The organism is Methylobacillus sp. (assembly GCF_036844465.1).
Lineage (GTDB): Bacteria > Pseudomonadota > Gammaproteobacteria > Burkholderiales > Methylophilaceae > Methylobacillus.
In genome coordinates this window covers 1-7,375 of record NZ_DAIUFW010000031.1, presented here as the reverse complement: position 1 = coordinate 7,375, position 7,375 = coordinate 1, and the positions used below count along the sequence as shown (strand labels likewise).

The 7,375-nt window shown below is 47.0% G+C and carries 3 protein-coding genes; all 3 read right to left on the bottom strand.

All coding sequences use genetic code 11. The features are described from left to right. Positions 1-109: 109 nt before the first annotated feature. Positions 110-652: a tyrosine-type recombinase/integrase gene (locus V7Z75_RS13920; RefSeq protein WP_334109248.1), complete on the bottom strand. Its 543-nt coding sequence runs from the start codon at positions 650-652 to the stop codon at positions 110-112. A gap of 200 nt (positions 653-852) precedes the next feature. Then, positions 853-2,352: a hypothetical protein gene (locus tag V7Z75_RS13915; RefSeq protein ID WP_334109247.1), complete on the bottom strand. Its 1,500-nt coding sequence runs from the start codon at positions 2,350-2,352 to the stop codon at positions 853-855. Between the two features lie 3 nt (positions 2,353-2,355). Further along, the gene (locus tag V7Z75_RS13910) at positions 2,356-7,254 is read right to left on the bottom strand and encodes an AAA domain-containing protein (RefSeq protein ID WP_334109246.1); all 4,899 of its coding nucleotides are present in this window, start codon (positions 7,252-7,254) and stop codon (positions 2,356-2,358) included. Positions 7,255-7,375: the final 121 nt, after the last annotated feature.

Below are 7,375 nucleotides of genomic sequence, written 5' to 3'. Positions count from 1 at the left end.
TCAGCTCTTTTAACCAACTCTACTTCTGACCTCTGCTAAAAATGGGGTGATTACCATACCAAGGGGTCAGGAGTTCGAATCTCTTCGGGCGCGCCATATAATCAAAGACTTAGGCCACCAGCTCGGTGGCCTTTTTCTTTTCCGTAGTAAAAACGTCAGTGGTTTCCGCAAAGCGAAGACCTACACGACGATTTACCCACTGTGCCAGATGCTCGGTTGATAGGTGTGCATAACGTTGCACCATCTCTGCCGATGCCCAGCCGCCAAGTTCCTGTAGCACATTCAACGGCGTTCCATCTTGAGCATGCCAGCTTGCCCATGTATGCCTTAGATCGTGCCACCGGAAGCCCGGAGCTATTCCGGCCGTGTTTACTGCCTCCCGCCAAGCTTTGGTCGAAGTTTGCGTGACAGGTTTACTACGATAGGGAAATAACCAAGTCTCATGTTTCCCTTTTTGCCCCTTAAGGATGATTACCGCCTCATTCGACAACGGGATGCGATTTGGCGTTTTTCCGTTACTTAACCATTCCCTGAAAGAAAATCGCTGCGATGCCGGTTTATTCCCCCAAGCTTTAGCAAGGTCAGAGACCAGGCTCATGTTGGACCCAAAGTTTATAAGCACCGATTGAGTGGTTTTTCCAGGGGCGCTCAAGATATGTATTGCTTCAGGTACATACTACTTTTCAGGGACGCATTGGCTGACTGAAGACTTACTTTACGCAGTCGATTACGCATTCAAGGTTGATCCATTTCGAAAGGATTTAATTCGTGATTTGCTGATTTGCGAAACAAATAAGGATCTATTGTTTGTTGATATGAGCCAGATTAATTTTGGGGCTGTAGTAGATAAGCTTATCCCAATGTGTCATCGTCACCTTGACTATCATAAGTAAGACCACTGTACTGTAGGAAGTGACATCCTTCTTCAAATGAGGAAGGTTTTGGTCGGTCATCTCTCGCGGAGAATTTCGCACGCCCCCCATAGCGTTTCCTGCCCATGACACTTTGTATAAGTTTGTGTGCTGTGTCTAAATGTTTAGGTTTTGTGGAGATAAACCCTATAGGTATCCATAGACCATTACTTCCAGGAGGGGATAAATGGTAAATCGCTACCATAAAAGCAGTAGGGTACAACAGTAACTCGACTCTACCAGCCATCAATGGCCCTTCGTTTATCGACGGGCGCGAGAAATGAAGTTCGTTTAAAAAGGGAACTCGAAACATGGCCATGACATCATTCTCTTGGCCCTGCTCAGCATTGGCAAAAAGGAATGGTGAATCAGAATTCCCAGAAAGTTTAAGGACGTTAGTGAACTCTGCCACTGCTTTGGCAAAGGACTCTCCTCGACCCCAAAGCTCATAATCAGGGGCAAGCCATGCCAAAGAAGTAAGAAGTTTTCCATGTCGGCGCTTACCCTCACGTCTGTCTCGAATACGGCTAACAACCCGCTCCACGTTTCCATGTAGATAAATATTTCCGAAGAATGGGTCAATGCCTTTGGGGTACTTCACATGCTGACTAACGTGTACGTCAGCAAGATAGCCAGCCAAATCAAACTTCTTACCGGTCAAGTATTGCCCCATCAGTTTCAGGTCGAAGGTTTCGATGAATTCTTCTAATCCCGGCACCGCAAGTGAGATAGTTTTGGGAATGATTGCAGTCACCTGTTCGTTTAAGAACTGGACCAAATCAGGCGGAGCAATTCGCTCGAAGGTTTCATCTACCCTTCTCTCTACTTGGCAATACTGATCAATCGAAAATGAAACGGGGATGGGTAGATAGCTACGTCTTTTACTTTCAATGTCTTCAACGGAGTGAACGCCATAGGATTTGTCTCTCAAGTCGTCTCGCATTGAAGCTATTTCAGGGTAACGATTCCTATAAGCTTGCCTTGCCCTTTCTTTGCTCTGCCCAAGAATCTCGTCATCCGCATTCAACTTGATGATGTTGTCGGTGATTAGCTCCCCAGCCACGGAACGCAACGGGGTAAAGGAAATCAGGTCAAAAGTGACGGTATCCTTCTTGAGCTCAACCTTATTGAATCGAGGGTGATCACCACCAGCTTCTTCAAAGCGTTCTATGGCGAAAGCACTGAGTTGGATATCTTCGTCTACTAAGTCTATAAGACCTTGGCGGGACAATGACTCCACTACAGACAAAGCTTCACTATCAGTAAAACCAAAGTAGTCCCTGAATGCTGGAATTGAAACCCTATCGCAGACTCGTAGCAAACGAAGCACAAACTCAGTGACAACAGGCAAGCGCTCATCAAGTGCGATGTATGCTTCAACCCGAAAAGTTTCAATTGGCAGACCAAACGTAACGCGATTGAATTCTGTAGGTATAGTCATTTATTACCCCTGAAACTGCTTGCCGGAGAGAATGTTGGCTTGACCAGCATCTGTAAGTGCCCGAATCTTTGTCAGTGTCCTACCTAGAGGTAGCTGCGAATTCTTTCCACCCCACATTTTTGTAGAGCCCACAATAAATAACCGCTCCATCGCACGAGACATAGCCACATTCACACGATTGGAGCTATTTAAAAACCCTGGGGACTGTTTTAAATTATTACGAACTGTGGATAAGATGATGATTCGGTTCTCTTTACCTTGGTAGCTATCTACAGTATCCACTTTGACCAGCCGGCGAGCATCTCCAAGCCAAGTTGCCTCAGCTTTCATCTGGTCAATAATCTGTCGTTGCTTGCTGTACATGCAAATGATTCCAATCGGAGGTTCCTGTGGTTGCAGGTCTTCCTTAAGAAATGCCATGAAATCATCGGATTCAATAATCTGCTGAAGGAGGCTCATGACAATCCGAGCCTCAGTAGTATTCCAAGTATCTTCCCTATTCTCCGAAGTTTGCTGGTAGGCACGCTCTCCAAGAGAGGCGGTATCAATCCAAGTTACCTGTTTAGATAAATGCTCCGGAAGAAGATCATAATAATCAGGTGGCTCGCCACGACCTGTCTCAAGTTCTCCTCTGTAAAAACATGAAGAAACAACCTCACCAATGACCGGGGCCATTCGATACTGACTTAAGAGCGTGGTGCCTACCTTCTTGCCATAAGTGGAATCAAAGATACGTTCAAAGTCGCTACTAAATAATGGAGAGCTCTCCTGTACGGAAAATCGTTGGCAGATTGCATCCTTAACCTCTTCGGAGAATGTCGGCGGCAACTGATGATGGTCACCGACAAGTAGTATTCGGTGACCAGCCTGCATGGCAACAGCCAGTTCACTTGGAGCTGCTCGACCAGCTTCGTCAATAATGACCCAATCAAAAATGTTCTGTACGACACCTGCGCCTCGATAACCAATGCCAACCAAGGTACCCGCTACTACAGTACGAGACTTAGCCAGAAATTCTGCAAAATTTGCATCTGGGGACCCTAGAGCCGTAACCCACTCATCCGATAGCCGAATCAATCGAGAGAGCCGCTCAACAGCATCTTTTGAACGTACCTCATACTTATCGACCAGGCTCTGTTGGATCAGAGCGACAGTCTTCGCAGGCTCGTGTTCGTTTCCTTCATCGTATAGGTCAGAAGCAATGTCATAGAAAGTCTCATGCAGAGCTCGAATTCTTGCTTCAAGTCCTTGGTCGGCTTTTTCATTTTCTGCAAGCCTCCGTTCTTCCAGTTTGGCGATACGCTCACCGAGTGTCGCAAGGCGTAAATGTAAATCGACAAATTCTATTGCGAAGTTACGCGGCAGCCCCAATGTCGATGCAAGGCCAACAATTCTTTCTTTTTGTTCCGCCTTAAATCGCTCTCGGTAAGCCTGTTCAATTGAACTGGCATGCAGATGCCTGATAGAGTCTGATACGGCTGATTCGCTACCGAGACGTACTGCATTGAACTCCACGCCTTTGCTTCGGCATAACTCAAGTCCTTTTTCTAATGCATTATTTACTGCCTCATGTGCTTGGCTAACGAGAAGAATGCGGCGCGCACTTTCCTTGGTCATTAGATAGTGCAGAAGGGATGCAATAAACCAAGTCTTTCCAGTTCCTGGGGGCCCCTGAAGCAAGCTGATGGGGCCACTGCTCAGCACTTTGCGAAAAGCTTCCCTCTGACTGGGATTTAGCTTTTTATTACCTTCTGAGTAAACATCAAGGTCATCGTCATTTGGTTGGGTATATTCGTTAGGCAACAAGAATTCGGACTGCTGCCGCTCGAAGTAATTGATAAGACCTGGAACGACAGCCTTGTCTCCAAGGATTCGGTCCACAGCAAACCGCCTACGAGTAAATGATCCTTTTTCAAGGTTGCTAATTAGACGGAGTTTGCTCCCAATCTTAAAGTTAGCTTTTAGGTGCGGTTTATCTATTGCCAGTTCGGCCAATTCACCAAAGGTGGTTTCCTCCAGATTGAGCTGCCCGCATGGTCGCCAAACACCATCAGTACCTTGGCTTTCGATAATGACCATATCGGACCTATCGTAGTCAATCACACCTTTGTCGGCATGGTAGGGAACAAGGACTTGGCCCCTGAGGGAAGGGTTTTCACGCTTCTCACCTGCAATAGTTACAACAGTAAGAGCATCCTCCTCAGCATCCAAAAGTGCTTTCCAGAGCTCAGGTAATGGGACGTTTAAATGGCTGGAGGCAGGATATTCAATATCTTCAGCTTCACTTTGCGACGTTGGAAATGGTGATGCGTCGACCTTCCGCTCTTCGGCATCTTCAGCGACTGGCGATGGCTTTGGAATTTTGCGTTGGATTTTCTCGTTTTGCAGCAGGAGCTGAGCAAGTTCGCGGACATCGGAAACCAACCCCTCTACCAAGTTAATTTTGACCGGAATCTGTACATCTCCCAACGTCTGTGACCGGAGCAAGGCACTTTGGGATATTGAAGTTGCGCGGGCAAACTCCGCAGAATCATTAGCAAGACTCCAGGAAAACGACAGCTGTCTACCAATGCCTGTTATCCAGAAACGCAGGCATCCCTCATATTTGGTATCCGGTCTTGCTTCAACATGAAAGACTCCGTTGTCCGGGCGCATTGGCCCCGGAATCAAGCCTGCATTCCCCAGGCCTTGTATGACCACGTTTACTTCTGGAACATCTTCACCAACAGCATCTATCCCCCTTGTCACAGCTCTTGATAAGGGCTCAAGGGTCGACAGGGTCTTTTGTTCAAGGAGGTTTGAAATCTCTTCGTAAATCCGAGGGATGGGGTACTCTCCCGAACTCGGATTTTCTCTCGTCGTTCCCAGCACTTCAGTCAGGATGGCCGCAATGCTGTATCTATCTCGCTCGAACGGTGTAAGGGCCTTGTAATTGGCTGGCAAATAAGCCGTCGTGTAATGATCTGCCGCCCCTAAATGAAAATCCAGGACATCAATAAGGGTCACAGACCCATCATCACTTACGATGATGTTCTGAGGATGCATATCGCCGTGGGCAAGTTCAAGCGCATGGATTCGCTCAAGGACATCTAAAGCCGACCGGCTAAATGCCATTCTTTCTTCAAAAGATGGATCTCCATCCAACCAATCTGACAAAGTCTTTCCATCTACCCACTCAAGCACAAGCAAGAGGCTACCGCGTGACAAACCGAAATCAAAAATCTTGGGAAGTCCGCGCAAGCCAGACCCTTTGATGGTTCGGGCACGTTCGAGAAATGAGATTAGCCGAACGGCTTGGTCCGGTTTCTTAGGGTCTGGAGCAACCCTGAACCAAACCTTTACCAGCTTGGCAACACCATTCTCTTCAGATTTAAAGAACCAAGCATCATCAGTGTCGGATAAAGTTTCTGTTTCTTCATAGTCCCGGTCACGAGTAGTCGCCTTAAAGGCATCAAAAGCGGTGAAGTCGATGATGCCTTCCTGCTTTCGCGCAGTTGCGGCATTGAACGCTTCAAGCATCTCTCTGGCATTGTTGAATCTTGCCCCGGGCTCTTTGTTAAGCGACTTCTTAATGAACTCAGACAGTGCACCATCAAGCGGATCATTTGCCTGAGGGGACCATTCATAGATCCCTCCGACCTTAGGTGGCTTATCCCCAAATAAGATCAGATGGACCAAGGCACCTAACATGAACACATCACGTCGATAAGGCGTGGCAGCAGGCACTTCGGCAGAGTCTTCTGGCAGGTTTGATTGCTCGACTTTTACCTTTTCACGGAAAGCCCCAACTGTCTTCATCTCAGGGTAATAAGCGGCTGAAAATCCGGACAACACAACTTTGGCCGGTCTATCGAACCAAATGCTGTGATCACCTACATCGCGGTGAGCAACCCTAAGATCATGTAAATCAGCAAACTTAGAAAGTAAAGCTTTGCAGAGAGTCAGCCGCTCTTCAGGAGATAGCTTCGGTAATACGCTGTGGGTAAACTCGGCAAGGCGAGTCACCTTGCTTGGTAAGAAAAATAACTCCGAAAAGTTCAGTGTGACGTCATTTGGAGTTTTACGGGAAACTGGTCGAAGAAGACTTGGCGACAATTCATCGTTTCGTTCGGAGACATAATCATAAATTCGCTGCTCTCTAAGGCCAATGAATGAACGGTCTTTCTCCCCAATAAGCTCTAGGCCAAGGGCTGTAAAATCCCACTGACGTAGTAAAGCTAGGGTCGAAGGGTCATCCTTAGCTGCCGCACGGTACTCGTTATATAGCTTTCTGGGATGTTCAAAGATAGGATTTTCCTCTGGCCGGAAGCCATCGACTAGATAGTCTCTTGGCTTGAATGAAGGCCCTTGGAAAAACTCATCGTACTCATCGAGATAACTTAACGGATTGAATGCAACTCGTCCCCAAAGATAGTTCTTGTAGCAAGACTGAAATCTGAGCGTTAAGAACTCTGTCATAGTAAGAACCGAACGCTCTTCATCCGCCGTCAAATTCATTTTCTTGACGTCACCGTGCATGACCACATAGGCACTAATAAACGGTGTTTTTTCCCTGCCCAGCTTTTGCTGCATCAAGCTAGCCAGTTTTTTGGCATTTAGGTTAGCTTTTGCTACTGGGGAAGTTCCACGGCACTCTCCATCCAGGAACCATTCTTTGCCATCGGACTCAAGAAGATTGCCATGCCAGTTTTTCAACTCCACCACAACGATGTGAGCATGTGTGACCAGCACCAGGTCAAAATCGTCGTCACCTGATCCTCGGCCTCCCCGGGTGATAGCGAATGACGCGTACCCCTTCCAATTCTTGCTAAATTCTGAAGAATTGAACTCGCGTTGAATTTGTTGGTGCGCTTCAACTTCCGCCTTGGGAACGCCAGTATTCTTGAGTATTTTTATTTCCATGTTATCAGTGGTATTAAAACTAGAAGACAGAAGCTGAGTTGTGATCTTGGTCTAGTCTAAAATATTTAGGGTCTTAGGAAGCTAAAGCGGATTTATTCGTAAAAGTTTGAGCACTTCAAGG

Coding starts and splice junctions, on each gene's coding strand:
- V7Z75_RS13915 (WP_334109247.1), bottom strand. CDS start 2,352: ATGACTATACCTACAGAATTCAATCGCGTTACGTTTGGTCTGCCAATT.
- V7Z75_RS13910 (WP_334109246.1), bottom strand. CDS start 7,254: ATGGAAATAAAAATACTCAAGAATACTGGCGTTCCCAAGGCGGAAGTT.